Source organism: Acidimicrobiales bacterium (genome assembly GCA_025455885.1).
Lineage (GTDB): Bacteria > Actinomycetota > Acidimicrobiia > Acidimicrobiales > Acidimicrobilacustridaceae > Rhabdothermincola_A.
Map to the genome: position 1 here is coordinate 148,180 of JALOLR010000008.1, position 25,872 is coordinate 174,051.

The 25,872-nt window shown below is 70.0% G+C and carries 33 protein-coding genes; 7 read left to right on the plus strand and 26 right to left on the minus strand.

Annotation, left to right across the window (positions count from 1 at the left end):
* The first annotated feature begins 23 nt into the window (after positions 1-23).
* Positions 24-338, plus strand: a complete 315-nt coding sequence (locus MUE36_08410) for a hypothetical protein (protein ID MCU0310951.1) — start codon at positions 24-26, stop codon at positions 336-338.
* A gap of 38 nt (positions 339-376) precedes the next feature.
* Here the strand turns inward: MUE36_08410 and MUE36_08415 are convergent, their stop codons facing one another.
* Positions 377-847: a hypothetical protein gene (locus MUE36_08415; protein ID MCU0310952.1), complete on the minus strand. Its 471-nt coding sequence runs from the start codon at positions 845-847 to the stop codon at positions 377-379.
* The gene (locus MUE36_08420; GenBank protein MCU0310953.1) at positions 844-1,125 is read right to left on the minus strand and encodes a hypothetical protein; all 282 of its coding nucleotides are present in this window, start codon (positions 1,123-1,125) and stop codon (positions 844-846) included. The genes MUE36_08415 and MUE36_08420 overlap by 4 nt, the downstream gene beginning before the upstream one ends.
* Positions 1,126-1,329: 204 nt before the next feature.
* On the opposite strand from MUE36_08420, the gene MUE36_08425 reads away from it, so the two are divergent.
* The 3 genes from MUE36_08425 (at position 1,330) to MUE36_08435 (ending at position 4,885) form a co-directional block, all read left to right on the plus strand.
* A complete protein-coding gene (locus MUE36_08425) occupies positions 1,330-3,303 on the plus strand; it encodes a histidine kinase (GenBank protein ID MCU0310954.1) in 1,974 nt (657 codons plus the stop codon).
* Positions 3,300-3,971, plus strand: a complete 672-nt coding sequence (locus MUE36_08430) for a response regulator transcription factor (GenBank protein MCU0310955.1) — start codon at positions 3,300-3,302, stop codon at positions 3,969-3,971. The genes MUE36_08425 and MUE36_08430 overlap by 4 nt, the downstream gene beginning before the upstream one ends.
* A 500-nt stretch (positions 3,972-4,471) precedes the next feature.
* Positions 4,472-4,885: a DoxX family protein gene (locus MUE36_08435; GenBank protein ID MCU0310956.1), complete on the plus strand. Its 414-nt coding sequence runs from the start codon at positions 4,472-4,474 to the stop codon at positions 4,883-4,885.
* A gap of 37 nt (positions 4,886-4,922) precedes the next feature.
* On the opposite strand, the gene MUE36_08440 is transcribed toward MUE36_08435, so the two are convergent.
* The 15 genes from MUE36_08440 to MUE36_08510 form a co-directional block, all read right to left on the minus strand.
* Positions 4,923-5,291 carry a DoxX family protein gene (locus MUE36_08440; GenBank protein MCU0310957.1) on the minus strand — a complete coding sequence of 123 codons (369 nt, stop codon included), beginning with the start codon at positions 5,289-5,291 and terminating at the stop codon, positions 4,923-4,925.
* Positions 5,292-5,351: 60 nt separating this feature from the next.
* Positions 5,352-5,933: an NAD(P)-binding domain-containing protein gene (locus MUE36_08445; protein MCU0310958.1), complete on the minus strand. Its 582-nt coding sequence runs from the start codon at positions 5,931-5,933 to the stop codon at positions 5,352-5,354.
* Between the two features lie 523 nt (positions 5,934-6,456).
* Positions 6,457-7,005 carry a flavodoxin domain-containing protein gene (locus MUE36_08450; GenBank protein MCU0310959.1) on the minus strand — a complete coding sequence of 183 codons (549 nt, stop codon included), beginning with the start codon at positions 7,003-7,005 and terminating at the stop codon, positions 6,457-6,459.
* 85 nt (positions 7,006-7,090) lie between these two features.
* Entirely contained in the window at positions 7,091-7,411 is a 321-nt protein-coding gene (locus tag MUE36_08455) for a GYD domain-containing protein (GenBank protein MCU0310960.1), read from the minus strand.
* A 321-nt stretch (positions 7,412-7,732) separates the two neighbouring features.
* Positions 7,733-8,299: a DUF4287 domain-containing protein gene (locus MUE36_08460; GenBank protein ID MCU0310961.1), complete on the minus strand. Its 567-nt coding sequence runs from the start codon at positions 8,297-8,299 to the stop codon at positions 7,733-7,735.
* Positions 8,300-8,577: 278 nt separating this feature from the next.
* Entirely contained in the window at positions 8,578-9,369 is a 792-nt protein-coding gene (locus MUE36_08465; GenBank protein MCU0310962.1) for a maleylpyruvate isomerase family mycothiol-dependent enzyme, read from the minus strand.
* A complete protein-coding gene (locus MUE36_08470) occupies positions 9,366-10,043 on the minus strand; it encodes a DsbA family protein (protein MCU0310963.1) in 678 nt (225 codons plus the stop codon). The genes MUE36_08465 and MUE36_08470 overlap by 4 nt, the downstream gene beginning before the upstream one ends.
* Positions 10,040-10,684, minus strand: coding sequence for a TetR/AcrR family transcriptional regulator (locus MUE36_08475; GenBank protein MCU0310964.1), 645 nt, complete (start codon positions 10,682-10,684; stop codon positions 10,040-10,042). Before MUE36_08475 ends, MUE36_08470 begins: the two co-directional genes overlap by 4 nt.
* Positions 10,685-10,787: 103 nt before the next feature.
* Complete coding sequence (locus tag MUE36_08480; GenBank protein MCU0310965.1) at positions 10,788-12,179, minus strand: haloalkane dehalogenase; 1,392 nt, start codon at positions 12,177-12,179, stop codon at positions 10,788-10,790.
* A 184-nt stretch (positions 12,180-12,363) separates the two neighbouring features.
* Complete coding sequence (locus MUE36_08485) at positions 12,364-13,035, minus strand: response regulator transcription factor (GenBank protein ID MCU0310966.1); 672 nt, start codon at positions 13,033-13,035, stop codon at positions 12,364-12,366.
* The gene (locus MUE36_08490) at positions 13,032-14,186 is read right to left on the minus strand and encodes a histidine kinase (protein ID MCU0310967.1); all 1,155 of its coding nucleotides are present in this window, start codon (positions 14,184-14,186) and stop codon (positions 13,032-13,034) included. The genes MUE36_08485 and MUE36_08490 overlap by 4 nt, the downstream gene beginning before the upstream one ends.
* Position 14,187: 1 nt before the next feature.
* Positions 14,188-15,039 carry a hypothetical protein gene (locus tag MUE36_08495; GenBank protein MCU0310968.1) on the minus strand — a complete coding sequence of 284 codons (852 nt, stop codon included), beginning with the start codon at positions 15,037-15,039 and terminating at the stop codon, positions 14,188-14,190.
* A 47-nt stretch (positions 15,040-15,086) separates the two neighbouring features.
* Positions 15,087-16,037 (minus strand): ATP-binding cassette domain-containing protein, encoded by a 951-nt coding sequence (locus MUE36_08500; GenBank protein ID MCU0310969.1) that lies wholly within the window; start codon positions 16,035-16,037, stop codon positions 15,087-15,089.
* 196 nt (positions 16,038-16,233) lie between these two features.
* Positions 16,234-17,973, minus strand: a complete 1,740-nt coding sequence (locus MUE36_08505; protein ID MCU0310970.1) for a histidine kinase — start codon at positions 17,971-17,973, stop codon at positions 16,234-16,236.
* Positions 17,970-18,632: a response regulator transcription factor gene (locus MUE36_08510; GenBank protein ID MCU0310971.1), complete on the minus strand. Its 663-nt coding sequence runs from the start codon at positions 18,630-18,632 to the stop codon at positions 17,970-17,972. Before MUE36_08510 ends, MUE36_08505 begins: the two co-directional genes overlap by 4 nt.
* A gap of 149 nt (positions 18,633-18,781) precedes the next feature.
* On the opposite strand from MUE36_08510, the gene MUE36_08515 reads away from it, so the two are divergent.
* Positions 18,782-19,186, plus strand: a complete 405-nt coding sequence (locus MUE36_08515) for a hypothetical protein (GenBank protein ID MCU0310972.1) — start codon at positions 18,782-18,784, stop codon at positions 19,184-19,186.
* A gap of 181 nt (positions 19,187-19,367) precedes the next feature.
* Here the strand turns inward: MUE36_08515 and MUE36_08520 are convergent, their stop codons facing one another.
* The 4 genes from MUE36_08520 to MUE36_08535 form a co-directional block, all read right to left on the minus strand.
* The gene (locus tag MUE36_08520; protein ID MCU0310973.1) at positions 19,368-20,357 is read right to left on the minus strand and encodes a Brp/Blh family beta-carotene 15,15'-dioxygenase; all 990 of its coding nucleotides are present in this window, start codon (positions 20,355-20,357) and stop codon (positions 19,368-19,370) included.
* A 253-nt stretch (positions 20,358-20,610) separates the two neighbouring features.
* On the minus strand, positions 20,611-20,979 hold the full coding sequence (locus MUE36_08525; GenBank protein ID MCU0310974.1) for a DoxX family protein: 369 nt from the start codon (positions 20,977-20,979) through the stop codon (positions 20,611-20,613).
* A gap of 225 nt (positions 20,980-21,204) precedes the next feature.
* Positions 21,205-21,531 (minus strand): DUF86 domain-containing protein, encoded by a 327-nt coding sequence (locus MUE36_08530; GenBank protein MCU0310975.1) that lies wholly within the window; start codon positions 21,529-21,531, stop codon positions 21,205-21,207.
* Positions 21,528-21,836: a nucleotidyltransferase family protein gene (locus MUE36_08535; GenBank protein ID MCU0310976.1), complete on the minus strand. Its 309-nt coding sequence runs from the start codon at positions 21,834-21,836 to the stop codon at positions 21,528-21,530. The genes MUE36_08530 and MUE36_08535 overlap by 4 nt, the downstream gene beginning before the upstream one ends.
* 403 nt (positions 21,837-22,239) lie before the next feature.
* Between MUE36_08535 and MUE36_08540 the strand changes: the two genes are divergently transcribed.
* Together MUE36_08540 and MUE36_08545 are read left to right on the plus strand one after the other, a co-directional pair.
* Positions 22,240-22,515 (plus strand): type II toxin-antitoxin system prevent-host-death family antitoxin, encoded by a 276-nt coding sequence (locus tag MUE36_08540; GenBank protein MCU0310977.1) that lies wholly within the window; start codon positions 22,240-22,242, stop codon positions 22,513-22,515.
* Between the two features lies 1 nt (position 22,516).
* Positions 22,517-22,909: a type II toxin-antitoxin system VapC family toxin gene (locus MUE36_08545; GenBank protein MCU0310978.1), complete on the plus strand. Its 393-nt coding sequence runs from the start codon at positions 22,517-22,519 to the stop codon at positions 22,907-22,909.
* Positions 22,910-23,308: 399 nt separating this feature from the next.
* On the opposite strand, the gene MUE36_08550 is transcribed toward MUE36_08545, so the two are convergent.
* From MUE36_08550 to MUE36_08570, 5 genes are all read right to left on the minus strand, one after another.
* Complete coding sequence (locus MUE36_08550; protein MCU0310979.1) at positions 23,309-23,704, minus strand: ferredoxin family protein; 396 nt, start codon at positions 23,702-23,704, stop codon at positions 23,309-23,311.
* Positions 23,705-23,786: 82 nt separating this feature from the next.
* A complete protein-coding gene (locus MUE36_08555; protein MCU0310980.1) occupies positions 23,787-24,311 on the minus strand; it encodes a DUF305 domain-containing protein in 525 nt (174 codons plus the stop codon).
* A 129-nt stretch (positions 24,312-24,440) separates the two neighbouring features.
* On the minus strand, positions 24,441-25,271 hold the full coding sequence (locus MUE36_08560) for a DUF72 domain-containing protein (GenBank protein MCU0310981.1): 831 nt from the start codon (positions 25,269-25,271) through the stop codon (positions 24,441-24,443).
* Positions 25,272-25,276: 5 nt separating this feature from the next.
* Entirely contained in the window at positions 25,277-25,441 is a 165-nt protein-coding gene (locus MUE36_08565) for a metallothionein (protein MCU0310982.1), read from the minus strand.
* Positions 25,441-25,851, minus strand: coding sequence for a CBS domain-containing protein (locus MUE36_08570; protein MCU0310983.1), 411 nt, complete (start codon positions 25,849-25,851; stop codon positions 25,441-25,443). The genes MUE36_08565 and MUE36_08570 overlap by 1 nt, the downstream gene beginning before the upstream one ends.
* Positions 25,852-25,872: the final 21 nt, after the last annotated feature.

Genomic DNA, 25,872 nt, shown 5'->3' on the forward strand with positions numbered 1-25,872 from the left:
CGCATCTCCTTACGGTGCGTCACATGGCACTCGTTCTGATGATCCTCACCGCATTCCCACTCGGCTTCTTCGTCCGCAACCGCACCGTTGCCTACATCGCGTACCTCGCCGCCGCACTCTTCGTGTTCACCTTCCAGACCGCCGGGCTCTTGCTCGACTGGGCCGGCGGCGACACCTCTGCGTTCGGTGGACCGTTCCCGGACCAGGACCTCGGCCAGTACTACGGCTACGGGGCCGTCAACCTGGTCATCGTCGGCGTCGGCATCGGCCTCGTCGCCCTCGGCGCACGAGTCGCCGGCACGCGCAGGCGCCGTGGCAACAGCGTCGAGATGGGCTGATCCGATCGTGAGCCACCGCAGTCAGGCACCTCTCCAGCTCATGCGCACTCGGTGACGCCGAGGCCGGTGGCGAGGCGGTTGGCTTCGGCGGAGATCGGGTTCTCTCCGGCCGGGTCGAAGAAGGCGATTCCCTGGGCGCGTGCCGCCTCGAGGCCGGATCGTCCGGCGCTCAGCCACTCGTCGACGGTGGCCGCGAGCTCGGGCGGTGGCTCGAGTGCGTCGATCGCTTCGATCTGCGCGTTCACGTTGGCGAGCACCTGGTCGAGGACGTCGAGCAGTTGCTCGTCGGTCGGTGGGGTCCCGGAGCCGAACGCCTCGGCGGCCAGCGCATCGATCTCGGCGTTGCCCGTCGCGCAGATCGCGTTGGCCTGCGCCACGAACGCCTCCTCGGTGAGCGCCGCCGGGCTGTCCGCGACCGGCGGGGTGACCGACGTGTTGCTCGTGTCGTCGGAGCAACCGGCAGCCATCATGAGCGAAGCGATCATCAGCGGTGCGAGGCGGCGGATCATCGGGCGGTCTCCGGCGTCACGTGGTCGGCGTGGCGACGACGTGAGAGCCAGTTCGTCGTCAGGACGGCGACGGCGAGCGCGGCGTAGTTGACCGCGAAGTAGGCGATCGTGCCACCGAGCTCGCCGGGCAGGTCGCCGTCGGCGGCGCGCAGGACATCGTCGGTCTGGAACGGGAAGATGATCGCCCAGACCGCGACCAGGATGGCGAGGGCCAGGCGTCGGCTGGGGGCGAGGAATCCGAGCAGTGGGGTGAGGATGAGCAGGGCGATGATCGCCATGGCGGGTCCTTTCGTCATGCATTTCGTGGGCCGCTTCAGTGGACGCCACGTGGTCGTCATCTGTCATGAGTCCCGCTTCAGGTCGTGAGCGTGAGATCCTCACGGCCACGACGTGAACCGTCCCTCGGGACATGCCGGCTCGGATCCGTCAGACTCTGCGGGATCGACGCTCGTCCACGCATCCTCCGGGTCTCGCTCGTCACGGTGACCGCAGCCGCCACGGCGGCCACCGTGGTCCTGGCTGCGATCGCCGCGGATGCCGGTTCGGCTGGCGAGGTCGGTGAGTGGATCACCATCGCCTTCGTGCCCGGGTTCGTGCTCTCGGGCTGGTGGCTCGCCCGACGACGCCCGAACGTCGCGGTCGGCTGGTTGTTCCTCGCCGCAGCGCTGGGTGTCTCGATCGCGGCGACCGGGGCGGCGTGGGCAACCGCAGCGGTGGGTCGGAGCTGGCCGGGGGTCGACTGGGGTCTGTGGACGTTCTCGTGGACGTGGCACATCCGGGAGGTCGCACTGGGCCTCGCCTTCCTGCTGTTCCCCGACGGTCGCATCGTCAGCCGACTCCACCGTGGCCTGGTCGTCTTCGTCGCCGGGGTTGCCGGGCTGACGATCGTCGTGACGGCACTGGCGCCGGGCACGATCATGACGGTCCCGTCCAAGCCGGATGGCGCGATCCCCGGTGTCGTCAACCCGATCGGCGTCGACGCTCTCGAGCCGGTCGTCGACGCGCTCGCGGGACCGCTCGGCTTCATCGGTCTCCTCGCCATCCTCACGCCGATGCTGTGGACAGCGACACGTTGGCGGTCCACTTCGGGGGAGGTGCGTCGCCAGTACCGGTGGGTGACGTGGATCCAGTTGTCGATGCTGCCGGTCCCCGTCGTCGTCGCCACGGCACCCGTCGGCGTGGGTGCCGCGCTCGCGATCGTCTACACGCTGGCCGCGCAGGCGATGATCGTGATCGCGATCCTGCAGTGGCGGGCCTACGACGTCGACGTCGTGATCCGTCGAGCCCTGCTCGCCACATCGACCCTCGTCGCCGGTCTCGCCATCTACGGCGCGATCGTCACCGGGGTGTCGCTGGTGATCGGGTCGAGCGGCACGATCGCCTCGACGCTCGGTGCCGCAGTCGCGATCGCCGTCCTCGTCCCGGTCTCGACGGTGATGCGACGGGGTGTGAACCGGGCCTTCTACGGACGGCGCGACGACCCCCACCTCGTCGTCACTGCGACCGCCAGCCGGCTCAGCGCTGCCGCCGACCCGTCCGCCGGGATCGACGCGGTCGCCGCAACCCTGGCCGAGCAGCTCCGCCTCCCCGCCGTGGAGGTCCTCGACACCACCGGCCGCTCCGTCGCCGCGGCCGGAGAACCCGGCGATCTCGACGGGCACGTCGACCTTCCCGTCGACCATCACGGTCGACCACTCGGGACGCTACGTGTGACCTTGCGACGCGGCACCGACGAGCTCACCGGGGCCGAGACCCAGCTCCTCACCGACGTGGCCCACCAGATCGGCTCCGCGCTCGCCGCCATCGCCCTGATCGACGACCTCGAACAGGCCCGCAACGACGCCGTCAACGCCCGTGACGACGAGCGTCGCCGCATCCAACGCGACCTCCACGACGGCCTGGGGTCCTCGATCACCGCCGTCACCCTCAAGCTCGACGCCGCCAGGAACCACCTCGCCACCAGCGGCATCACCGCCAGTCAGGATCTCGTCCTCGCCGCGCGACGGGACCTCCAGCAGACGCTCGCCGACGTCCGACGTCTGATCTACTCCCTCGACGATCGGGACGCCGCCTGCACACTGCAGGATGCGGTCAACACCGACGGCCTCCGGCTCCTCGACCCGGCGGGGATCGAACTCGAGGTCGACCTCACCACGATCCCGACGCTGGGCCGACCCGTCTCCGAGCAGCTGCGCTGGATCATCGTCGAGGCCGTCACGAACATCGCCCGCCACGCCCGAGCGACCCGATGCGCCATCATCGGCACCGTGGACGACCGTGCCATCCGGATCGAGGTGAGCGACGACGGTTGCGGGATCAACGGCACAGTGCCGAGACTCGGTCGAACCACGATGGCGCACCGCGCGGCCAGCATCGGCGCCTCCGTCGAACACCACGACATCGAACCATCGGGCACCACTGTCACGATCACCGTCCCGCGGCAGAGCCCTCGATGAACGATCGACCGATCCGGGTGATGGTCGTCGACGACCATGCACTCATCCGCGAAGGCGCTCGAGCGCTCATCGGCACACTGCCCGGCCTCGAACACGTCGGCGATGCCTCGACCGGCGGTGACGCCGTCGCACTCGCCGCGACGCTCGAGCCCGACGTCGTCCTCATGGACCTCGGCCTGCCCGACCTCGACGGAGTCGCGGCCACCGCCGCCATCACGACCACCAACCCTCGGATCGCTGTGCTCGTCGTGTCGATGCTCGATGACGACGCCAGCGTCTTCGCCGCCATGCGCGCCGGAGCCCGGGGCTACGTCCTCAAAGGCGCCGAACCCGGCGAGCTCGACCATGCCATCCGCTCCGTCGCCAGAGGCGATGCGATCTTCGGCGCCGGCATCGCGGAACGGGTGCTCAGCCTCCTCACGGACGAGGCGCGGCCAGCCGCTGCGGCCCCGTTCTCGGAGCTGACCGACCGGGAGCTCCAAGTCCTCGACCACCTCGCCAGCGGCGCCACCAACCCGCAGATCGCCGGGGCACTGCACCTCAGCCCGCGCACCGTCGCCAACCACGTCTCGAACATCCTCAACAAGCTCCACGCCACCGACCGCACCGACGCCGCCCTCCGCGCCCGCGACGCCGGCCTCGGTCAGCGCACCAGCCCGTCGACCTGAGCCGGGCTCGCAGGAACCGGTTGCCGACGCTTCCGGAGCCGTTCCACGTCACCCTCCGGCGTGGCTCCGTACGTTCGGCGTCGGCCTGACCTCAGCCCGTGGCCAGGCGGGTTGGGCCCTTGAAGACCGGGGCGTGTGCCAGGCGCATGAGCCGGTTCGGGAAGCGACTCCCCCGCTCGGGGCTCACCGAGGGGACGGCCGACGAGGTCGAGGACGAAGCGATGGCCAGCCTCGGAGCGGGCAACGCACTGGCGGGGCAGGCGACGAGGACCGACCGGGGCGGTCCTGCTCGAGTCCGAGCGCGCTCGACTTCGGGAGGGTGCAGACGACCATCGTGCACGCGGCCCGAATGAGAACTCGGTCCTGTACGCCGGCTGACCGGTCCGCCGCCACGGCCTGGGGCCCGGCCGGTCGGCGCTGGCAACCGTCGGGTAGCTTGCCCGGGCGTCGCAACGACCGGTGCCCGGTGCTCGGCCGTCTGCCGAAAGGACACGCCAACCATGAAGTTGATCGGCAAGGTCGCCCAGACCGTGGCAGCGCTGTGGATCCTGAACGTCTGGTTCAACCGGTTCAACAAGGACACCGGTTACCGGGGGGGCGACGCGAAGAACATGAAAGAGGAGTTCGAGGTGTACGGGCTCTCGGAGACCCAGATGTACGCCGTGGGTGCGGCCAAGGTGGGCCTGGCGGGCCTGATGCTCGCGGGAAATGTGGTCCCGCGGGTCACGCGGCCGGCCTCGATCGGTCTGGCGGCGTTCATGCTGGGCGCCATCGGCATGCACATCAAGGTCGGAGACCCCGTGAAGCGCTACCTGCCGGCGCTCACCGTCTTCTCGCTGTCCACGATCTCTGCGGTGCTCAACGGCAACGACCGCCGCCCGACGCCGGTGGACGCGTCACTCACGGCGCAGTGAGGCGTCGGTGAGGCGTCGCCGCCGCGTCACTGAGACCTCACTGCGTGAGGAAGAGCACGAACAGCACGGCGTTGAGGGCGCCGAGTGACGCGGCGGGCATCATGAGACGCGGTGGGTCGTGGATCCTGAGGCGCACGATCAGCCCGAGGGCCATCATCGTCGTGAGCCCGGCCGCAGCGATGGCCCCCAGCGGCGCGAAGGCCAGGCCGAGCATGACCGCTGTTCCGCCGAGGATCTCCAGGAGGCCCACCAGTCGACGAAAGCCAGGCAGTCCGTACCGTTCGAACTCGTCCTTCAGGTCAGTGCGGGACAGGACCCCGGACCCGTAGTAGAGGAACGACAGCCCCGAGACGAGCGCCAACACCACCAGGACCACCGGGCACGGTACGTCGACGTTCTCGACCACTCACAATCGGTGTCGCCGCCGTGGTCGAGCGGATCAGCGGGTCCCGCCTGGGGTGGCGGGTCATCGATCGATGAGCCGGAGGGCGAGGCGGCGGCCTCTCCCCTGCCCGATGGCGAGGGCGATCCAGACCCGGAACAGCGCGTCGACGAGCTCCTCGTGGTCCTCGCCGAGGTCGACGGGGTTCAGGCCGACCCCTCGGATGACCTCCTCGACGACGGCGCGGTCAGCGTCGCCCGCGGAGAAGAACATGTCGGCGGGACCGTCCGCGAACTGGGGCTGGGCCATGTTCTCGCCACCGAGGGTGTTGAACGCCCGGGCGTAGCGCACCGAAGGCGGGAGCGAGGCCCGGGCGTTGGCGACGGGCTGACCCATCTGGTTGGTGGCGTCGATCACCAGCTTCCCGGCCAGGAGGTCGCCGTGCCGCGCGGACAGGTCGGCGACCGCCGCTCCGGGCACGGCGAGGATGATGACCTCGGCCGCGCCCACTGCGTCGGGGATCGTCGCCACGGTGGCCGTGGTGCCCTCGGCGACCTGGTTCTCGTCGGGGCGGCGGGCCCCGAAGGTGACGGTGTGCCCGGAACCGGCCAGGGCCCTCCCCAGGATCCCCCCGATGAACCCGGTGCCGATGACGGCGATCTCCATGCGTCCCCCTCGTGGTCGACCGTTCGGTGCCCGGCCCGGGATCGGTGCCCAGGCCGCTCGTTCGGCTCGGACGAGCCGGCTGCGTTCGCCAACACCGCGGAGGGCCCCGCACTTCCCCTCGTCGTCGGATCCGGGTCAGCCCTGCGGGCGCTTCTCGAGCAGGTCGCGAAGCCCGAGCCAGTTTGCGCCGCTCCCACCGGTCGGCGAACAGCGCGAACAGCGACTGGGCGAACCGCATGGCCCCCTTCAGCCGGTACTCCCAGTCCCAGGTGAGCATGGTCGCCGACCGGATGGCCGGGTTCCAGGACGGCTCGTCGACGACGGCCTGGAAGACCTCCTCCACCGGACTGGTGATCCGCAGGCTGCCGGACATGTGGCCCACGTCTCGCCACGCTACGCCTCCGTCGCTCTCCAGCCCTCCTCCCCGGGGTGCGTCGGCACCGCGCCACAATGCCCGCTCCCCGAGATCACCCGCCTGGCCGGTCCGGTCGCCCAGCGTCCGGGGCCTCCGCCAGCGGACGGTCTACCCGACCTCACCCGAGGCCGTCGGAGGTGTCGGGTCCGACGCGAGGGCCGAGGCGATCCCGGTCGCCCACGCGGCGATCTCGTCCCAATCGCGCCGGTCGCGGGCCTCTTCCGGCATGTTCCGGGCCATCCGTTTGCGGATGAAGCCCCGATCCTCGTCGACCATTCCCCCGAAGACGACGTGGTCCCGGGCACCGATCTCCACGGCGAGCTCCTGAACCTTCTTGGGTTTGGTCCAGTGCTCGGTCTCGGCCTCGTCCGCTTCCTCGTCGTCCTCGCCGACCGGACCGCTGCTGAACAGCCACACGGGGTGCTGGGCGAGCCAGTCGCGGTGACGGCTCAGGAACCGCAGCGCGTCGCCGCGCCAGTGGGCGGCGTACACGGCGCTGCCCACGATGGCGGCTCGATACCCCTCGAGTGAACGCACCGACCCGGCGGACTCCACGTCGACCTCCCAACCGCTCTCGGTCATCGCCCGGCCGATCGCCTCGGCGATCTGGGCGGTCGCGCCGTACTTGGACCCGTAGGTCACCAGAACCCGATCCATCGCCGCTTCTCCCTCGTGGGACCTCGCCGCCAGCATCTCACCTCACCGTCGCCCACCCCCACGACGGACCGCATCGGTGCGCCGCTCAGCTCCCCGGTGGGCGGTACGCCACCGAACGACCGAGCGCGGCATCGGCCTCCTCGACCGTCAGGAGCTTCGTGGTCACGACCGTGACCGCGGCGTTCGCCCCGACCGCGAACGCTGCCGCGGCAGCCGCCGTGTCGTCGGGAAGGTCGACGATCACGAACGCATCGGCGTCGCCGAAGGCGAAGTGGAACGATTCGAGACTCCCCCCGAGCTGCTGGCACATGTCGGAGATCGCGGCGACCCGGCTGGCGGCGCCGGCCTGCTGCAGGCCCTTGATGCCTTCGGCCGTGTAGCTGGCCGCGAACAGGTACTTCGACATGGTTCCCCCCACCTGCGCTAGGACTCCCCCAGCACCCAGTGGACGCTACCGGCCGAGGTCCTGCGCTGCCAGCGCTGGATTCGATCGTCGACCTCACCCCGAGCTGCGTCCAACTCAGACCGAAAGGTCCGAAGAGTCGTCCGGCCGGCCGCGACCGGTCGAGGTGCTCGACGCCTACCCGGACTGGCGCGAGCCGAGCCTCATCGACCTCTTCCCGCGGGAGCTGCTCTCGCAGGGGTGAACGAGCGAACCCCGTCCCGCGCCGGATCGAGGATCAGATCGGCGTCACACCGGCCAGGGCGACACCGGCACCCCGACGGGTCAGGGCTCGTCGTCACCGAGTTCGGCGAGGCGGCTGTCCACCATGGCGAGGAGGATCGAAGCGTCGACATCCCAGTCGAGGGGCACCTGCACCGTCTTCTTGTTCACCTTGTAGCCGTCGAGCAGCGGCCTGGCCGCGTCGAGCGCGTGGTCGCCCCACGGGCCGAGCAGGATGTGCTTGGACTGCACCCCCGCACCGAACACGTAGTCGTCACCGAGCCGCAGCATCGGTTGGTTCCAGGCCACCACCGGTTGCAGGTCGGGGTGGGCCTCGACGATCGCTGCGAAGATCGCCCGAACCGTCTCCGCCGCAGCGGGTTCGACCTTGGCGAGGTAGTCGTCGACGGTGTCGAACCGCTTGGAGGATTTCGAGCCCCGGCAGTACATCACCAGCGCGTTGGCATGGGCCCGGCTGAAGCCGTGCTCCTCGGTGAGGAAGGCGAACTGCTCGCCGTAGCTCTGGCCGGCACGTTCGGCCATGAGGTCGAACCAGTGCGCCATCGGCTGGCCGTGCTTCTTCTCGATCGCGGGGAAGAACGCGGCGCGATCACCGGACTTGGTCGCCATCGACTGCAAGCGTAGGACGACGCCGGCGCCGCCGCGAGCGACGCCGTCGATCGGCGCCGAGCCCGTCGTGGCGGCACCCGGTCTCGAGGGACCCCGCGTCGTGGCCTGGCGTGCGCTCAGTTGGGGTTCATCGAGGTGTCTCCGTTCGCGGATCGTGTCGGGCCATCAGATGACCGCTGCTCGCCAGCTGCCTTTCGTGTCGAGCCCGGCCTTTCGGAGACACTCCCCGTCGGGGTCGCACCGTCTCCGGGGTCGGGTCGGATGTGCGGTGCCGGAGCTCAGGAGGTCATGCCACCCAGGCCGACGAGGCTCACCTGGTGTAGGCGAGGTTGCGGGCCATGCGCTCGCCCCATTCGGCATCGCCCGACCGGGTCGATTCGGCCCGACGCGAGGAGGACGAACGTCTCGACGTCCGCGGTGAGCTCGATGTCGGGGTCGGCGACCGAGTCGACGGGTCGGGCCTTGCCGTCGACGACGACGGCGATGTCGCGTTCGACGCCACCGGTGACGTGCACGACGACGGAGCGGCCGTCGGGGAGGCCGACCTTCTTGCCGACGATGTAGCCGATCGCGCCGGCGACCTCGTCGAGGGCCAGCTCGGCACCGATCCCGCCGGCGTCGAGCGGGCGGCCGAGCGGAACGGCGATGTCTCGCGCGTGGACCCAGAGGTCGAACACGCGGATCCGCAGGAAGTCGCCGTAGGTCTTCACGCCGGTGGGCGTGATCGACGGCGCATCCACCACACCCGGAGCCATCGACCGGAGATGCTCCAGTCGCGACGAGGTGACCGCGGCCACCGCCGCCGCCACGCCGGCCGCGTCCAGACCGTCGATCGCCTCGGCGAGCTCGCCCAGCTTCTCGAACGGCGGCGGTGACTCGACCGACGGCTCCCAGCCGTCGAGGACCGCCTCCACCCCGATCGTGTGGGCGACGACACCGCGGACGTCCCATTCGGGGCACAGCGACTGCGTGGCCAGCTCATCGGCGCTGAGAGTGCGGCACCCGTCGACGTAGGTGGCGAAGAGCGTCTCGTGGGCCGACACGAGTTCGGCGAGGGTTCGGGCGGTCATCGGGCGGGCTTCTCCCTGCTCTCCCAGTCGCGGGCTTCGAGGTACGGACGGAAGACGTCGGCGATGCGGACCAGGTCGGCGTCGCTCTTGGGGGTCTTGATCTCGTAGAGGTGGGGAACCCTGCTGTAGGCGACGGTCAGGTCCCACAGGTCGAGCGCCTCCTGGCCGGTGGGGGCGGGCGCGACGACGGGGCCGTAGACGTGGCGCTCGTCGTCGAACACCAACGTCGGCACCCCGAACCCGCCGCGGGCGACGACGGCGTCATGGTCGGCACGCACGTCGTCGTGGGTGGTCGGGTCGTCGATGGCCGCCCGCACGACGGCCGGGTCGATGCCGATCTCTCGGCAGATCTCCTCGGCCACGTCCGGCCGGTGCGGCTTGCGGGCGTCCTCGTGCAGCGCACGGCCGGCAGCCTCGTAGAACCGGTCACAGGCGTCCATCGACTCCCGCCGCAGCATCGCGGCGACGCGCATCATCCCCCACCCGTAGGACCACTCCCGCTCCCACGGGTGCTTCTTGCCCTCTTCGCGGTTGATCTCCTCGAGGGAGAAGAACCGCCAGTCGATCTCGAGCGGCACCGTCTCGCGGACCTCACGGACCCACTTCGAGGTCTGATACGCCCACGGGCACATCACGTCGAAGTGGAAACCGAGGCGCGTCGGGCCGGCGGTCATCGGGCCTCCACCACGTCGATCCTCGACCCTACGGCGAGGATGCCGGCGAGTGCGGTCCGCCAGGCCCGGTTCGTCTGGAACGGCGACCTGCCGAAGCTGTGGCGGAACTGCTGCCACGACTCGACCGACGTCAACACGCCGATCGCGGCGACCATGTCGTCCCGACGCGCCAGACCGTGGGGTTGCAGGTCCGCCTCGAAGTGCTGGCGGACCTGATCGGCGTGCACCTGTCGGACCGCGTCGACGAAGCCCGCGGTGTCGGCGTCGTGAGCGGCGTGCGATCGCGTGAGCAGCTCCAGGGGATGCAGCGCTTCGTGGAGCCGGACTCGGGCGTCGACGAAGCGACGGATCCGTTCGTCGAGACTCCCGGTGGCGATGGCCGGGATCGTGAAGAGCTCGGGGAAGCGCTCGATCACACGAGCCGCGGCTTCGTTCCGCAGCTCGACGAGAGTCGAGAAGTACCGGAAGAAGGTCGCCCGGGACACGCCGGCGCGGTCCGCCACATCTTCGGGTGTCGGCGGCGAACCGGACTCGAGCACGAGGTCGATGAAGGCGTCGACACAGACGAGCCGCCGATCAGCGGTCAGCGTCGATGGTCGGGCCCCCCGAGCGCGCTGTGTCGCGACCGTCGTGCTGGACATGGCCGCCCCCCTTCTCCGGACCCGACACTAGCAGTCGCGGCTCCACATGAGACTGTTCGTCTCAACGCCAGCCCGGAGTCGAACACCGATGTCCCGCCGGCGGTCACCCACTCGACGACGTCGCCGGGTCGTCGGTGCTGCTGGGAGCCGAGCCGGACACCGTGGCGTACCAGTCGACCAGTCGGGTGGCGATCTCGGTGCCCTGATCGTCCTGGAGGAAGTGGCTCGCCTCGGGGAGACGGTCGTGGGGTTGACCCGCGGCACCGGGAACCGAGTCGATGAAGTTCTGCTGGGCCGCGCAGCTCCCGAGCTGGCCGGGGTCGTTGGTGGCCCAGAGGGTGAGGAAGGGCTTCTCGTAGGCGTCGAGACCAGCCCGTGCGGCCTCGGTGGTGCCCGGAATCTCGTTGATCAACGACGGGAAGGTCCGCGTTCCGGCCATGTAGGTGCGGCTCGGGAACGGCGCGTCGTAGGCGGCCTCCTCGTCGTCGGGGACGTCGAACCAGGTCAACGCCTCGACCGTCTCGGACGGCCGGAACGACTCCGCCGTCATGGCGTAGGCCATCCAGTTGCCGAAGTAGCCCGGCTCGGCGACGGTGAGCGGTTCGCAGCCGTCGTAGAAGAGCGGCTGTTGGGGCGGGATCGCGGCGTACGGGGCGGTGAGGTCGGTGAGCTCGTCGGGGTTCTCGACCGGCGGGTAGAGCTCGGTGCCGGCAGGGTCCACGGGGAGTGCGCCGTCGCCGACGGCGATGGTCGCGAACAGGTCCGGGTTCTGGCCGGCCACGCGCAGGCCGATGACGCTGCCCCAGTCCTGCACGAACAGGTTGATGTCGGTCAGACCGAGCTCGCCGATGAACTGTTCGAGGCGGTCGGAGTGGCCGAGGTAGCTGTAGGAGTCGATCTCGGTCGGCTTGTCGGAGCGGCCCATGCCGAGGTGGTCCATGGCGATCACCCGGTAGCCGGCGTCGACGAGCACGGGGATCATGTCGCGGTACAGGTACGACCACGCCGGTTGGCCGTGCAGGAGCAGGACGACCTCGCCGTCGGACGGGCCCTCGTCGACGTAGGCCTGGCGGAGCCCGTCGATCTCGACGTACTTCGGTTCGTAGGGCCAACCCGGCAGTCCCTCGAAGCACGCGTCGGGAGTACGGACGTACTCGACTCCGGACTGGGTGGTGCGGACCTCCGGTTCGGCATCGCAGGGAACCACTGCCGCGGTCGTCGTGACCTGAGGTGTCTCCAGCGCCTCGTCGTCGGCCGCGTCACCGCTACAACTGGCCACGACCAACATCGCGGCGCTGACGAGCGCGACCCGCGCCACGAGACGATTCGCGGACGACGAGGAACGAGGGGTTCCTCGCGCCGCGCTGGAGACCGATCTGCCTGCTGCGAACAGCGCGAGCCTGGTGGAGCGCACCGACCAGAACTTGGTCCACCCACGACGAACGAGGGCGCGGGTCTCGCCGTAGGCCTTGGTGAGGTTTCTGAAGTGGATCATGCGTCCATCGTGCGGGTTCGGAGGCCGAGCCGAGTCCCCCACCGGGAGGCTTCTCGCCTACTCCCCGGGGAGTAGGCGACCCGTGCATTCGTCGGGCGGTCGTGGGGACTCCCCTCCCCGACGGGCCAGCGCCCGTCGCTGCGGAGTGGGCCGACCCGACACCGGGCGGTTGTCGGGCCGGGGATCACCCGAGGTCGTCGAGGCGGGTCAGCCCACTGCGGAACGCCAGCACGACGAGCTGGGCGCGGTCGCGGGCGTGGAGCTTGATCATCGCCCGGCTGACGTGGGTCTTCACGGTCAGCGGGGAGAGGTAGAGGGCGTCGGCGATCTCGTCGTTCGACAGGCCGCGGCCGACCATGGCGACGACCTCGCGTTCGCGCCCCGTCAGCACGCGCACGGCGTCCTCGTCGACAACGGTGGGCGCCGCCGCGCCGGTCATCGACCCCAACAGGGCACGTGTCGCCTTCGGGGTGAGCAGGGCGTCGCCACCGGCGACCACGCGGATGGCGTCGAGGAGCACGTCGGGATCGACGCCTTTGTCGAGGAAGCCGCTGGCCCCGGCGCGCATGGCGTCGACGACGTACTCGTCGAGCTCGAACGTGGTGAGCACGATCACGCGCACCCCGGCGAGATCCTCGTCGGCGGTGATGGCCTGCGTCGTGGCGATGCCGTCGCGGCCGGGCATGCGCACGTCCATCAACACCACGTCGGCCCGCCGGTCACGGATCACCTCGAGCGCGGTGGCGCCGTCGTCGCTCTCGCCGACCACTTGGAGGTCGGGCGCCGAGTCGACGATCGCCTTGAACCCGGCGCGGATCAACGCCTGGTCGTCGACCAACACCACGCGGATCGTCACGACCCCGCCTCCGCGTCGACGGGCAGCCAGGCCTCGACCACGAACCGGTCGGCGTCGGCATCGATCGACAGGCGCCCGCCGTTGACGGCCGCCCGCTCGCGCATGCCGACCAGGCCGAGCCCGGCGCCGGTCTCGTCGACCACCCCGGTCGTGGGGTTCTCGATCCTGATGGTCAGCCCGTCGTCGGTCCACGCCATGGTGAGCACGACCGAGCCGTCGCCGTGCTTGGCGGCGTTGGTGAGTCCCTCCTGCACGATCCGGTAGGCGGCGAGCGACGCCACCGACGACAAGGGGCGCGGCGCTCCGGCACGGTTCCAGTCGACGTGGAGCCCCGTGGCGCGCATCGTGTCGACGAGGCGGTCGACGTCGTCGGCCGACGGCAGCGACGACATGGGCGCCGCCGCGTCGTGCTCGTGTCGGAGCACCGACAGCAGCTCCCGCAGCTCGTCGAGGACGGTTCGGCCGGCGTCACGCGCCGTCATCAACGACGCCTCGGCCTGGTCGGGATCGCGGCGCAGCAGGTGGAGCGCGGCGCCGGTCTGCACGTTCATCACCGAGAGGTTGTGGGCCAGGAGGTCGTGCAGCTCGCGGGCGATCACCAGGCGCTCCTCCGACACCTGCCGACTGGCCTCGGCCTCCGCCGCCAGCAGTGCCGCCTGCAGCTCGGCCTCCGCGCTCTCGGTGTAGCGGCGCCACGAGCGGGTGGCGTCGGCGATGCCCACTGCGCCGGCGGTCCAGGCGATCCCGATCATCGCCCGCGCGTCGCCGAACTCGGTGTCGTTGGCCGCATACCCGAGCGTGTAGAGCCAGGCGGCGACCACCGTGCCGAGCGCGATCGCCGGCCACCGCTCGAGGCGGATGCAGGCGGTCGTCAGCAGCACGAGCACGGCGAACACCATCGCCGTCGGTCGGTCCCAGACCACCACGTGCACGGTGGTCCAGACCATGGCGATCGCGAGGAGCGTGAGCGGTTGCCATCGACGCAACGCCACGAGCACGAACGCGCCGACGCCGGCCGCCACTTCGGGCCAGCCGGCGTCGTGGTCGTCGGGGGCGCCCAGCACGAGCAGCGTCCCGATGAGCGAGGTCAGGGCGGCGATCGCCAGGTCGAGCCGGCGGGGGTCGGCTCGGAGCCAGGCGACCGCCGACACCTCAGGCGTCCCGCTTCTGCACGAGGTACCCGGCCAGGGCGAGCAGGCCGATCACCCAGGCGAGGAACACCGCGTAGCCGGCACCACGGCTGAGCAGCTCAGGATCGGTCACCTGGGTCATCATCGCATCGCCGGCCTCGGAGGGCAGGTACTTCATGAACACGTCGGTGATGCTGTCGGGCAGCAGGTTCAACAGGTTGGGGCCGATGAACACGGCGCCCACCAGCGTGGCGATGCCCGCCGCGGTCGAGCGCAGGAGGAACCCAAGGGCCAGGCCGATCAGGCCGATGCCGGTCAGGTAGACGACGGAGCCGAGGATCACGTCGAGGGCGTCGGCGAGCGGGACGGTCGCCAGGTCACCGGCGTAGACCGCCTGGCCGAGGACGACCGCGGCGACGACGGCGACGACGGCCATGGCGACCACCGAGGTGACGAGCACGGCGGACTTCGCCCACAGCACGGTGGTCCGGCGGCCGACCGCGGCGAACGTGGTGCGGATCAGGCCGGTCGAGTACTCGCCGGCGACGATCAGCACGCCGAGGACGCCGACGATCATCTCGCCGAGCGCCATGCCGGCGAGGGCCAGGTCGAGCGGCTCGATCAGCAGGGCGGCCGGGCCGGCGGCTTCGCCGGACTCGGCGACGGCCGAGAAGATCATGCCGAACACGACGGTGACGACGCCGGCGGCGAGCAGCGCCAGCCGGGTCGAGCGGACCGACCAGAACTTGGTCCACTCCCCGCGGGCGACGTTCCAGGTGCGGACCCGTCCGTCGGGTGGTGGGACTGTGGCATCGGTGGTGGGGTCGGTGGCCGTCGTATCGACGACGGTGCTGGTGTCGAGGGTGGTGGTCATCGGGGTCTCCCAGGTGGGGTCGGAACGGTCCGTGGTCGTCGGCGGGATCATGCGGCGATCGGGCTGGCGGGCGAGGTGGCGGGCGGGGCGGCGGAGACGTGGCCGTGGTACTCGACGGCACCGGCGGTGAGCTCCATGAACACGTCCTCGAGCGAGCGGCGCTCGGGGACGAGGCGGGTGAGGGCGATGCCGTGGTCGCGGGCGATCTCGCCGATCTGCTCCGGGTCGCGTCCCGTCACGCTGACGGTGCCGCGATCGGACGATTCGATCGTGACGCCGTCGGCTCGCAGCAGCCCGACGAGGTCGTCGAGGCGGTCGGCGCTCACGTGGGTGGTGTGGCTGTCCGCCATCGCCCGCAGGTCGTCGGCGGAGATGTCCTGGATCATGCGACCCCGACCGATGATCACGTAGTGCTCGGCCATCAGCTCCATCTCGCTCATCAGGTGTGACGAGACGAACACGGTGCGGCCCTCGCGGGCGAGGTCCTGGAGCAGGTTGCGGATCCAGAGGATGCCTTCGGGGTCGAGGCCGTTGACCGGCTCGTCGAGCATCACGACCTGCGGATCGCCGAGGAGGGCGCCGGCGATGCCAAGGCGTTGTCCCATCCCGAGCGAGAAGCCCCCGCTGCCCCGGCGGGCGACCTCGCCGAGGCCGACGATGTCGAGCACCTCGTCGACCCGGTCGGTGCTGATGCGGTTGGTGACGGCGAGGGCCCGCAGGTGGTCGTAGGCGGACCGTCTGGGGTGGACCGCCTTGGCCTCGAGCAGCGCACCCATCGAGCGGAGGGGGAACGGATGCTCGGCGATGGGGCGCCCGTCGACGGTCGCGGTGCCCGACGTGGGGGCGTCGAGGCCGAGGATCATGCGCATCGTGGTCGACTTGCCGGCGCCGTTCGGGCCGAGGAAGCCGGTGACGATGCCCGGGTTGACGGTGAAGGTGAGGTCGTCGACGGCGAGGTGCTCGCCGTAGGCCTTGGTGAGGTTCTTGACGTGGATCATGCCGTCATCGTGCGGGTTCGACGACCGAACCGAATCCGCCGCCGGGAGGCTTCTCGGCTACTCCCCGGGGAGTAGACGACCCGTGCATGCATCAGGTTCAGCTGAGCGAGCGCTCACCAGCACCTGACCGCTTGGTCCACACTCATGGCGCGGACTCCCTGTGGGGCTGGTCGTTGGGGGCCCCGGGTCGAGCGCCTCAGCCCAGGGGCAGGAGGGCGGTCACGAGAGACCCGCGTTCGTCGGTGGTCACCTCGAGCGTCCCGCCGACCTCGGCGGCCCGCTCGCGCATCGAGGAGAGCCCGACCCCGGCCACCCACTCACGCTGCGCCGCCCCTTCGTCGCGGACCGTCAACCCGAGCAGGTCGCCGTCGCGTTCGAGCCGGACCCACGCCCGGTCGGTGCCGCTGTGGCGGGCCGAGTTGGTGACGGCTTCGGTGGCGATGCGGTAGGCGGCGACCTCGACCGCGGCGGGGAGCTGGGGAAGCTCGGGCGCGGCCACGGTCACCTGCATCGGCCGGCCGTCCGCGGTTCGCGCCGACGCGACCTGTTGGCGCAGCGCCGGGACGAGCCCCAGCTCGTCCAGGGCGGGCGGTCGCATGGCGTACACGAGCCGCCGGATGTCGCCGACCGCCGCTGCGGCGTCCGCTCGCAGGCCGCGCAGCAACGCATCGGCGCCGGCGGGGTCCGAGGCGATCGTGTTCCGGGCGGCGTCCGCGGTGAGCGCGATGCCGGACAGCGTCGGGCCGAGCCCGTCGTGCAGATCGCGACGCAGCCTCCGGCGCTCCTCTTCGATGGCGGCGATCGCCGCTCCCCGTGACTCCTTGAGCTCCTCGCTGAGCGCGCTGGCGCGGAGCGTCTGGGCGAGCAGCGGAGCCACGATCTGCAGCACCTGTGCATCGCCGGCGGGCAGCGTCAGGTCGCCAGGGCGGAGACCGACGACGAGCTCGCCGGTCGAGTCGCTCCCGAGCGAGAGCGCGAACCGTCGCGTGTCGGTGACCTGGGTCCCCGAGGTGGCGAGCTCCTCGCCGTCGACGGAGATGGCGGCATAGGGCAGCACCAGCGCCTCGCGGATCGCCCGGAGGGCCAGCACGGGATCGTCACCGATGCGGTCGGCGACGGAGGATGCCGCCGCGAGCGGGTCTGGCCGGTCCCCGAAGAGCAACTCGTCGATCAGTCCCCGCAGCACCACCCGGAGGGGGTGGAACCCCACGGCGAGGGCCGCACCCAGGAAGGCGTAGGCGCCCTCGGACGGCTCGGTCCAACCGAACATCGAGAAGACCCCGAGCACGCCGACGAAGGCCGAGACATAGGCGAGGACGATCACCCCGAACACGACGGCCTCCACGAGGAGCGACCGGACGTCGGCCAGACTCGGCCGGCGCACCCCGATCACCATCGTCGGGCCCACGACGGCGAGGAGGAGGATGCCGACGAACCCCCCCACCGCTCCGAAGACGAGGCCGAGGAGCAGGAGGAGCAGTCCCGTGGTGCCGGCGCCGAGCGCCAACCAGAGCACCGCCTGACGGTCGGCCTCGTCGCCGGTGTCGGCCGCCCACCAGGCGTGCCCGACGACGGTGGTGCCGATGACGGCGCTCATCGTCAGCGTCGTGGAGGGGTCGAAGGCCCAGGCCGTCGTGATGAGCCCCGCCGCGACGACGACCGCCCAGGCGCAGTACTCGACGGCGTGGCGGACACTCGCCCGGGGGTAGGCGAGCAACGCCATCGCCATGACGAGCGCCACTGAGGCGGTGACTGTCACCTCGGCGGCGTCGCGTGCGTCGGCGAAGAAGAGCGCCACCGAGACGAGGACCCCGGCGGCGCCCACCATGAGCAGCACACCTGCGGTCCGACTCCGCGTCGGGACCAGCAGGATCCCGCTGACCCCTGTGGAGACGGCCGCCACGACGGCCGCGAGCCCGAGGGCCAGGTCGGTCACGGCGAGGCTCCCAGGCCGCGCTCGCGGGCGCGCACGATCGCCGCTCCCCGATCGGCCACCTGGAGCTTGGTGAAGATCACGGTGAGGTGGTTGCTGATCGTCTTGGGTGACAGGAACAGCTCCGCGGCGATCTCGGCGGTTCGACGTCCCTGGGCCAGGAGGTCCAGGACCGTGCGCTCTCGGTCGGTGAGCTCCGGGAACGGGTACTCGGCCGGCGCGGACGGAGGAGGGTTCCCGAAGTAGCCGAGGATCCGGGCCGCCACCCCGGGACCGAAGATCGCCTCGCCGGCGACGACGCCTCGCACCGCCCGCACGATGTCCTCCTGCTCGGACTCCTTGAGGAGGTAGCCCTGCGCTCCGGCCTGCATCGCCGTGAAGACCGTGGCGTCGTCGTCGTACATGGTGAGGATCAGCACGCGGCAGTCGGCCGACCGCTCCCGGATCCGGCGGGTGGCGTCGATCCCGTCGATGCCCGGCATCCGGACGTCCATCAGCACGACGTCGGGGCTCAGTTCGTCGGCCAACCGCATCGCGTCGTCGCCGTCGGACGCCTCGCCGACCACCTCGAAGCCGGGGATCGTCCGGAGCATGGCCACGAGCCCACCTCGGACGACCGGATGGTCGTCGGCGACGAGGATCCGGATCGGCGGGTCGGCCATGGGGTCATCTTGCCCGTGATCTGCGCCGATGACCCGGGAAGAACTTCCCGAGCCGGTTCCCGAGACGTGGGAGCATCTCGGGTGGTTCCGCTCTGGTCGGGGGAATGCCGCCCACGAGACGCTTCGGTTCCACCTCACAAGGAGCCACCATGACCACCACTGCCATCCCAGCCGTGCACACCACGACTCCCTCGACCGGCGTTCGCGTCGGGCTCGTGATCTCCGCCGTCCTCGGCCTCGCCAACATCCCCTTCCTGTTCCCGTGGATCGACTGGGGCGCCGAGGAACCGCCGTTCGGCTTGCTGGTCTTCGCCACGGTGCTCGGCATGGTCTCGGTCGTCTGCGTCGTGCTGGCCTGGAACACGGGGAACCGCAAGGCGATCCGCATCAACGCCGCGGCGCTGATCGTCAACGCGCTGATGGTGCTCCCCGGGCTCTTCATCGAGACGACGCCGTTCCTCAGGGCCGCCAGCGCCGCCATCGTCGCCGCCACCCTGGCTGCCGTCGTGCTCACCATGCGACGCGACGCCGCGACCGCCTCGGTGACCGACTGACAGGCTCGACGCACGCCGGCCCGGCCCGGTCACGTCGCTCACCTCGATCCGGGAACCCCCGACCCCTTGGGCGGGGGTTCCCGCGCGTCACACGATGCTGTCGACCCGTTCGAGACGTCTAGGAGACCTCGACGAGAGATGGGACAGCTGGGGCCGGCGAGGGCGACAGGAATCGACGCCGTCAGCGGCGCCAGAGCCGTTCGACGACGGCCATGTGGGGAGCGGTCAACATCGCGGCGGCGACGACAGCGAGTGGGAGCAACGCCTCGACCCGGCCGGCGACGAGGGCACCCCCGGCCAGGGCGGCGAGCCCGACGAGCGAAAGGGCGATCAGTGGGGCTGCGAAGCGGGCGACCGAGCGCGCCGACGGTGGCTCGGACCCGAGGAGGTCGGTGAGTACGAAGAGGTGGCCGAGGGAGTGCCACAGCCCGAAGTAGACGGCGAAGCCGAGCAGCGGGTCGACGAGCAGGAACACGAACGTCAACGCCGCCACCGTGACCGTTTCGCGTGCTGCGAACGAGCGATCGGCGGCCTGGTGGGCGATCGCGGCCCCGATCACGAGGTGCTGACCGACGAGCAACACCGACCACAGCCACCAGTGATCGGCGAGCCAGGGCCAGCTCGACGGATCGCCACCTCCGAGCCGTTCGACGCCGGGGGAGACTGCGGCGAGGTGAGCGACGATCGGCAGTCCGACGAGGAACAGGCCCCGGGACCACTGGAGAAGGACTTGGCGGCGGCCGGGCAGCCGCAGGTAGGCGAGGTCGGACTGGCCGAAGTGGTGCACCGACATCGCCAGGAACACGGCGAGCGCGAACCCCGGCGCGACCGACCACACGATGGCGACGGCCGCCATGGCGAGCAGGTACCGGGCGACGAAGCGACGGCGTGCACCGTGGCGGCGCCCGTCGATCGCCTCGATGACGAGGTGGTCGGCGGCACCGTGCGGGATGCCGAGAACGGCGATCACGACGACGAAGGCGGTGAGCGACAGCCAGTCCGGGGGCGACCAGACCGATGCGACGGCGGCGACCGCGAGGGTGGTGGTGACGACCGACCAGAAGACCGCCGGTGACCGGAGGTCGATCGGCGGAAGCGTGACGACGCGCTCCGACGACGGCGACGACGATCGGGTGGGCCGGATCGCGAAGGGGACGAGGAGGTCGGTCATGATCGAGCAGTCCGTTGAGCAGCATCTGTCTCAGCACGACCGAGCCTCAGGTATTCCCGCCGCGGGGATGTCCGACCCTCCGCTCGGTCCGAAGGACGGCGAACTCGCACCGACCGATGGTGGGACTCGAGCGGGTGAGCGATGGTGCGATCGGGACGGTCTCTGCGGTGCTCAACGGCAACGACCGCCGCCCGACGCCGGTCGACGCGTCACTGACGACGCAGTGAGGCGTCGGTGAGGCGTCGCTGACACCTCACTGCGTGAGGAAGAGCACGACGAGCACGGCGTTGAGAGCGCCGAGTGACGCGGCGGGCACCATGAGACGCGGTGGGTCGTGGATCCTGAGGCGCACGATCAGCCCGAGGGCCATCATCGTCGTGAGCCCGGCCGCGGCGACGGCCCCCAGCGGCGCGAAGGCCAAGCCGAGCATGACCGCTGTTCCGCCGAGGATCTCCAAGAGGCCCACCAGTCGACGAAAGCCAGGCAGTCCGTACCGTTCGAACTCGTCCTTCAGCTCAGTGCGGGACAGGACCCCGGACCCGTAGTAGAGGAACGACAGCCCCGAGACGAGCGTCAACACCACCAGGACCACCGGGCACGGTACGTCGACGTTCTCGACCACCCACAATCGACGTGGATGTACCAGCCGAGGGGGCCGGCGGGGTCTCACTGGAGCGCAGAGTCAACGATCGATGAGCCGGAGAGCGAGCAGGCGGCCTCGGGAGGGAACCGCACTGGAACCACCTCGGTCAGCTCGGCCCGCGGTCGTCGTCGAGCTGGGCCCTGGGGCTCCTGGTTCTCAGGCGTGGCGTAGAACGCACACTCCGCTTCGCGCGTCATCGTCCGATCAGGTGACTTCCACCAGGTTGGCGGCCAGCTTGGGGATCTCGATCGACGCGATGGACCAGACCTGTGCCGGGTCGACACGGTGATAGTGGTGGGCGAGCACGGTCCGCAGCCCGATGATGTCGGTCCACGGGACAGCGGGGTGCCGAGCCCGCGCGACCTCGGTCATCGCCCGAGCAGACTCGCCGACGATCTCCAGCAGTCGCTCGACCGCGAGCTGCGCGAAGCGGTCCGCGTTCCATGCATCACGACCGCGGGCAACCACGATCGAGATCTGCTCTGCAGCTTCGACGATGTCGGCGATCCGCTCATCGTCAGATCGGCTCACAAGTGGAGTGCCTCGGACAGAATCCGCTGATCGCGCTCCTTGAGACCACCGGTCGAGACGACGTCGACACGGCGGTTCAGCAGTTGCTCGAGCTCCTCGGTGAGGTGCAACAGGTCGAACAGCGAGCTCCCCGACTCGAAGTCGACGAGCAGGTCGATGTCGCTCTGCTCGCCGGGCTCACCTCGCGCCACGCTCCCGAACACCCGGACGTTGCGCGCGCCATGCCGCGCGGCGAGCTCGATGATCTCGTCACGGTGCCGGACGACGAGCGCCCCCAGCGGTGAGGTCGTGTCAACGACGGACATGTCGACAGCCTACTGACGGGCCTGGACCGGAGGCGTGGGACTCCGTCGGCTGGCGAGTCGAAGCGCCTCTTTGTCCGGTTGACCACCAGGCGCCCGGGCCGCCGCTCAGGCGTTGCCCCGAACGGAACTGCTGTCGAACTGGGGACAAGCCCGACGAGCACGTCCGGGTCGGTGATCGGGTCAGCGCGAATGCGCTGGTTGACGCGCTGCTCGACGAAAGCTCCGCGGGAGCGAATCCGAGCTCATCCGAGTCGCAGCGGCTCCGTACGTGTGACGAGGGATCGACCCATCCGCTCGACCTGGCGCCGAAGCACGGGCGACCCGACTCGTACGTCCGGGTGCGTGACGGGCAGGTGCGACATCGCCATTCGGCACGCGCTCCCAATGAGCTACGATGTAGCACATGAAGACCGTAGGCATCCGAGCACTCAAGCAGAACGCATCCGCAGTCGTGGCCGATGCCGCCTCGGGTGAGGTCGTGACCATCACCGATCGGGGCCGAGCGGTCGCGCAACTGATCCCGCTTCCCGAGGGGCACGTCGACGCCCTGTTGGCTGCCCGGCGAGCAAGAGGACCGAAGCGGTCACTCGCCGATCTCGGAACACCCCCGAAACGCAAGCGAGGACAACGCGAGCTCTCGGCGGTCCTCGACGAGATGCGCGATGAGGAGCGTTTCTAGGGTGGCCTTCTATCTGGACACGTCGGCCGCCGTGAAGCTGGTGGTGTCCGAGGCTGGGTCGCGAGCCCTGAGCCGGTGGGCCGGCGAGCACGCGGACGACGTCGTCTCGAGCGACCTGCTCCGGACGGAGCTCCTGCGCGCGACCCGCCGCGGCGCGCCGGAGCAGATGCCTCGAGCGCGGGCCGTGCTGGACTCGATCACCCTTCTCAGCCTTCCGGCCGAGACCTTCGAACGGGCTGCCGAGCTCGAGCCCTTGCTGCTCAGGAGCCTCGACGCGATCCACCTCGCAGCAGCGCTCGAGCTCGGAGACGAGCTCGACGGCATCGTCACCTACGACGACCGCCTGTCAGACGCCGCGGAGCTGCTCGGCGTCACGGTCCTCTCACCGTCCTGAGCCCGGCGCGGGAGGGCCAACTCGCCGGAGATCACCGAGGAGTGACACGCCCGACGAGTTCGTCCGGGTGGGTGACGAAGGCGGGGCGAATGCGCTGGTTGGCGCGCTGTTCGAGAATCACCCAGCTCGAGCGAATCCACGCCTATCCGGGACGGTTCGGCCCGGTGTGTTTGGCCTCGGTTTGACTGGCGTCGGCCCAGGCAACGCCCCCAGCATGTAGGCCAGCCCCACCACGGCCATCCCCTGAGAAGGGGTCGTCAATCCAGCCGGGACCTGGGGAGCGTCCGACGCCCGAGCCTGTGGACAGAATCGGCCACTGCGCCGAGAGCGCAGACGAGGGGCTCGCTGCTGGAAGGGCCGGCGCGGCCAGCCAGGGGGCACGAGGCGCCAGTGGCGCGATCAGTCGGCGAACACGTCGCGGCTGAGCTGGATGAAGTACCGGTGGTCATGGCCCTTGTTGGGATCCTCGGCGTTGTACTTGGCATCCGGGCTGCCGTCGGGCACGCGCTCTTCGGAGTAGATGGCCCCAACCGGGCAGACGTCGGGCTGGTAGCAGGCTGTGCACGAAGTGCATTCCTCGGTGTTGACGTAGAGCAGACCGTCGGCGAAGACGGAAACGTGGTCGGGATCGGGTAGGTGAGTGTTCGCGATCTCTCCGCTGCCGGCCTCGTCCTCGGAGAAGAGGACGCCGTCGACGGCGTTGAACTCGTAGATGCACTGAACGGGGCAGACATCGACACAGGCTCGGTCCTTGGTGTCGATACACGCTTCGGTGATGATGGCGATGCCAGACATGGAGCTTTCCTTTCAGGTCGAGTGGCTGCGACGATCATCGCAACGTGGACAGGCTGAGCCGACGAGTCCGTCGTTCCGGGGATCAGGGCTCGGCACCGAGCTCCGGTACTGGCCGCTCGCCCGCCTCCTTCTCGGTAGACGCGACACCGTTCTCCTCGATGTCGGCGATCAACCACTCCATCTCTGCGATTTCCCGCCGCTGTGCCTCCGCGATCTCATCAGCCAACTCCTGGACCCGGACGTCTTCGAGGTTTGCCCGCTCGCTGGTGAGGATGGCGATCGAGTGGTGGGGCGTCATGGCGCGCATGTAGGAGGTGTCATCCACGGTCGCCTGGCTGCGGACGAGCCACAACGCCCCGGCGAACACGATGACACTGCCGAGGTAGATCGCCGTGTTCGCCCGCTTGTTGTTGTGCATGCCGAGCATGAACGTCAGCATCACGATCGCCATCGCCGCGCCCATCACCCACGTCATGAAGAACCGGGTCTCGCTCCACTGCACGTGGGAGAACTCGTAGGTGTTGAGGTACATGATGACGAACATGACCACCATCGAGGTGACGATCATCGCCCCGAACCGGAGGTACGAGCGCTGCTCGTCGCTCAACCGCGCCAATCTGATGGCGTGCGCTGATCGAGCGGCATCGACTTGCCTCTCCTCCTGGTTGTCCGTCTTCGCATGTGGTGTCTGAGTATCCATGGCGGTCGGCTCCAGTCGCGGGCGGGCGCACTTCCCCTACCCAGGTTGAGGGATCGTCTGGTCTCCCGTGTCACGGGATGCTGGTGGTCGTTTGGGCGGGTTCGAACGGCGCGCCCGCGGCGGCTCGAGTAGCTCGCGGAGCCGGGTTGCGTCGACCACGGCGCGAGCCGCGTGGTCGTTGTTGAAGTACGCATGGATGTCGACCCCGCTGCTGCGCCAGTGATCGAGTCGCTCGGCGGCGTGTCGCAGTTGGCTGGTTGGGTAGCTGCCGCGGTAGGGGTGGCTGAGGGCGTCGGGCCCGTGGAAGCGGACGTAGGTCCAGGTGGTGGTCAGCTCCCAGGGATGGTCTGGGAGCAGGTCGTGGACGCAGAGCGCGGCGTGATGGCGGGCAAGGAGGTTGAGGATGTCGTCGTGGAGCCAGCTGGCGTCCCGGAACTCGACCGCCCATCTGATGTCGGGCGGGCAGGCGTGAAGGAACTCGCCGAGGCGGTTCGCGTTGCGCTTCCAGCGCGGCGGGAGCTGCACCAGGTTGGGTCCGAGATGGGCGCCGAGGCGGCGGACCCGGTCGAGGTGGTTGGCGAGCCACGTCGCGGGGTCGGTGAGCTTCTTGCGGTGGCTGCCGAACTGTCCGACCTTGACCGCGAAGGTGAATCCGGGTGGAGCGTCGGCCGCCCACCGGTCGACGGTGGTCTGGGCAGGCAATCGGTAGAAGGTGGAGTTGATCTCGACGGTGTCGAACCTGGTTGCGTAGGTGGCGAGCCATCGGGGGGCGGGGAGCTCGGCGGGGTAGACGAGCCCGCGCCATTCGGGGTACGACCAGCCGGAGCACCCGACGTGCACTTTGCCGCGGTGGCCGCTAGCGCTCATGGGGTTCAGGCGGGCGCGTCGGCGAGGGGGCTCTGGGCGAGGGGTTCGAGGGGGTGTCCGCAGGCGCAGGTGTAGGTGTCGCCGTGGGGGCAGGGTTGTTCGATGCGGAGCCGGCAGCCGCAGTCGGGGTTGGTGCGGGTGAGGATGGCCCCGGTCTGGTTGGCGGCCATCATCCGTTGGCCGGGGCGCTGGAGATGGCGTCGACGAGGTCGCCGATCCTGGCGTCGGGCATGGCCCGGGCGATGTCGGCTTGGCTGACCATTCCCACGAGGCGGGTGCCGTCGATGACAGGGAGGCGTCGCACGGCGTGGTCCTTCATGGTGCGGATGGCTTCCTCGGCACTGTCGTCGGCGCCGATGGTCACGACTTCGGAGCCGTCGAGCAGGTCGCTGATCCTGGTGGTCTGGGGGTCGAGCCCGGCGGCGATGACCTGGACGGCGAGGTCGCGGTCGGTGATGACACCGGCGAGGCGGCCTTCGGTGCTGCAGACCGGGACGGCGCCGATGCCGTCGTCGGCCATCTGGCGGGCGGCGTCGGCGGCGGTGACGTCGTCGGCGCAGAACGTGGGGTCGGGGGTCATGATTTCTCGTGCGGTGGGCAT

Excerpts from the sequence above, each read along its gene's own strand:
- MUE36_08435 (MCU0310956.1), top strand. The coding sequence starts at position 4,472 with ATGAAGTTGATCGGCAAGGTCGCCCAGACCGTGGCAGCGCTGTGGATC.
- MUE36_08475 (MCU0310964.1), bottom strand. The coding sequence starts at position 10,684 with ATGTCCAGCACGACGGTCGCGACACAGCGCGCTCGGGGGGCCCGACCA.
- MUE36_08470 (MCU0310963.1), bottom strand. The coding sequence starts at position 10,043 with ATGACCGCCGGCCCGACGCGCCTCGGTTTCCACTTCGACGTGATGTGC.
- MUE36_08450 (MCU0310959.1), bottom strand. The coding sequence starts at position 7,005 with ATGGATCGGGTTCTGGTGACCTACGGGTCCAAGTACGGCGCGACCGCC.
- MUE36_08500 (MCU0310969.1), bottom strand. The coding sequence starts at position 16,037 with ATGATCCACGTCAAGAACCTCACCAAGGCCTACGGCGAGCACCTCGCC.
- MUE36_08495 (MCU0310968.1), bottom strand. The coding sequence starts at position 15,039 with ATGACCACCACCCTCGACACCAGCACCGTCGTCGATACGACGGCCACC.
- MUE36_08515 (MCU0310972.1), top strand. The coding sequence starts at position 18,782 with ATGACCACCACTGCCATCCCAGCCGTGCACACCACGACTCCCTCGACC.
- MUE36_08550 (MCU0310979.1), bottom strand. The coding sequence starts at position 23,704 with ATGTCTGGCATCGCCATCATCACCGAAGCGTGTATCGACACCAAGGAC.
- MUE36_08540 (MCU0310977.1), top strand. The coding sequence starts at position 22,240 with ATGAAGACCGTAGGCATCCGAGCACTCAAGCAGAACGCATCCGCAGTC.
- MUE36_08445 (MCU0310958.1), bottom strand. The coding sequence starts at position 5,933 with ATGGAGATCGCCGTCATCGGCACCGGGTTCATCGGGGGGATCCTGGGG.
- MUE36_08570 (MCU0310983.1), bottom strand. The coding sequence starts at position 25,851 with ATGACCCCCGACCCCACGTTCTGCGCCGACGACGTCACCGCCGCCGAC.
- MUE36_08430 (MCU0310955.1), top strand. The coding sequence starts at position 3,300 with ATGAACGATCGACCGATCCGGGTGATGGTCGTCGACGACCATGCACTC.
- MUE36_08415 (MCU0310952.1), bottom strand. The coding sequence starts at position 847 with ATGATCCGCCGCCTCGCACCGCTGATGATCGCTTCGCTCATGATGGCT.
- MUE36_08455 (MCU0310960.1), bottom strand. The coding sequence starts at position 7,411 with ATGTCGAAGTACCTGTTCGCGGCCAGCTACACGGCCGAAGGCATCAAG.
- MUE36_08420 (MCU0310953.1), bottom strand. The coding sequence starts at position 1,125 with ATGGCGATCATCGCCCTGCTCATCCTCACCCCACTGCTCGGATTCCTC.
- MUE36_08520 (MCU0310973.1), bottom strand. The coding sequence starts at position 20,357 with ATGACCGACCTCCTCGTCCCCTTCGCGATCCGGCCCACCCGATCGTCG.
- MUE36_08510 (MCU0310971.1), bottom strand. The coding sequence starts at position 18,632 with ATGGCCGACCCGCCGATCCGGATCCTCGTCGCCGACGACCATCCGGTC.
- MUE36_08565 (MCU0310982.1), bottom strand. The coding sequence starts at position 25,441 with ATGGCCGCCAACCAGACCGGGGCCATCCTCACCCGCACCAACCCCGAC.
- MUE36_08560 (MCU0310981.1), bottom strand. The coding sequence starts at position 25,271 with ATGAGCGCTAGCGGCCACCGCGGCAAAGTGCACGTCGGGTGCTCCGGC.
- MUE36_08480 (MCU0310965.1), bottom strand. The coding sequence starts at position 12,179 with ATGATCCACTTCAGAAACCTCACCAAGGCCTACGGCGAGACCCGCGCC.
- MUE36_08535 (MCU0310976.1), bottom strand. The coding sequence starts at position 21,836 with ATGTCCGTCGTTGACACGACCTCACCGCTGGGGGCGCTCGTCGTCCGG.
- MUE36_08460 (MCU0310961.1), bottom strand. The coding sequence starts at position 8,299 with ATGGCGACCAAGTCCGGTGATCGCGCCGCGTTCTTCCCCGCGATCGAG.
- MUE36_08410 (MCU0310951.1), top strand. The coding sequence starts at position 24 with ATGGCACTCGTTCTGATGATCCTCACCGCATTCCCACTCGGCTTCTTC.
- MUE36_08465 (MCU0310962.1), bottom strand. The coding sequence starts at position 9,369 with ATGACCGCCCGAACCCTCGCCGAACTCGTGTCGGCCCACGAGACGCTC.